Consider the following 1339-nt stretch of genomic DNA (forward strand, 5'->3'; position numbering starts at 1 on the left):
CCGCCGGGAGATCTTCTCCGCCCGGGCGAGGGCCGGCAGCGCCCGCGCGACGCCGCCGAGGGGGTCGGGCGCCGGGTCCGGCGCGAGCCCCGCGTCCCGCCGCTCCGCCTGCCGGGCCGCCCGCTCCTGCGCCTTGATCGCCGCCCACTGGGCCTCGACCGCCGCGGGGTCGCGCAGGGGCGAGCCGGCAGGCAGGGGCGCGCCGTCCGGGGTGAAGACGTGGGGGTGGCGCCGGACCAGCTTGTCGCCGATGGCGCGGGCCACGTCGTCGAACGCGAAGGCGCCCCGCTCCTCGGCCATGCGGGCGTGGAACACCACTTGGAGCAGCAGGTCGCCGAGTTCGTCGCGCAGGTCGCGGAGGTCGCCCCGCGCCACCGCGTCGGCGACCTCGTAGGCCTCCTCGATCGTGTAGGGCACGATGGTGGCGAAGCTCTGCGCCACGTCCCAGGGGCAGCCGGCGACGGGATCGCGCAGGGTCGCCATCAGGCGCAGGAGCCGGCCCAGGGGCGCCTCCGCGGCGGGATCGGCGTCCCGCCCCCCGTTCGCCCCGGACCGGCCCGCGTCGCGTGTCTCGCTCATGCGGACGGGGTTAGAGCATGGCGCGGCGCAGGGAAATGCGTGTCGCGGATCGCCAGGCCAGTGCCTGGCCGGCGCCGGGCCTCAGACCCGGCTCGGGTCGCGCTCGCGCACCTGCTCGGCCTGCAGGCCGTTCAGGTAGCCGGTGAGGCGGCCGCTGACCGCCGGGTCGGCGCACTGCACCCAGAGCGGCGCCGGGAGGGCGCGGACGGGCAGGCGCAGCAGGAAGGCCTCGGCCGAGAGGGCCGCCTCCCGCTCGGAGGCGGCAGCCAGGAGGCGCGCCCCCGCCTTCGTGCCGATCAGGATCGCGATCGTGCTCATGGCAGCTCTCCCGGCAGCGCTCTCGGCCTCTCGCTCGGCCTCTCGGCCGCGCCCGTGCGGGACAACGGCGCGCGGGCCGCGGGCGTTGCACGGCGCGCCGATCCGCGCGGGTTCCGCCGGGTCCCTCAGCTCGTCGGCCGGACGCAGAGCGGCTCCCGGGCCAGCGCCAGGGTGAACGACCACAGGATCCGGCCGAGGGAATCGGTCAGCACCGCCCCGGTCAGGAGCATGTTGGCGGCGGTCCGGCACAGGTCGCGGGCGCGGCGGATCGCCGCCTCCGCGTCGTCCGCCTCCAGGCGGTCGCTGGCGAAGGCGAGGCCGCAGCGGCCGTCCGCGTGCTCGAGGGTGCGTCGGAGGTGATAGGCCGGCATCGCTTGGACCCACGCGAGGCGAATCACCGGCCGCCCCCGGCGCGGGCGGGGGGCCGCTGGGCAAGGTAGCG

General features: G+C 77.6%; 3 protein-coding genes. All 3 read right to left on the reverse strand.

The window, feature by feature from the left end:
- Nucleotides 1-579 (reverse strand): MazG family protein (locus ACLBYE_RS30460; RefSeq protein ID WP_447697028.1); only part of this gene is annotated, 579 nt, incomplete at its 3' end.
- An 81-nt stretch (nucleotides 580-660) separates the two neighbouring features.
- On the reverse strand, nucleotides 661-897 hold the full coding sequence (locus tag ACLBYE_RS30465) for a hypothetical protein (protein WP_056523116.1): 237 nt from the start codon (nucleotides 895-897) through the stop codon (nucleotides 661-663).
- 125 nt (nucleotides 898-1022) lie between these two features.
- Nucleotides 1023-1339: hypothetical protein (locus tag ACLBYE_RS30470; protein ID WP_447697029.1), on the reverse strand; the 317-nt coding region annotated here is incomplete at its 5' end.

Source organism: Methylobacterium sp. A52T (genome assembly GCF_053346095.1).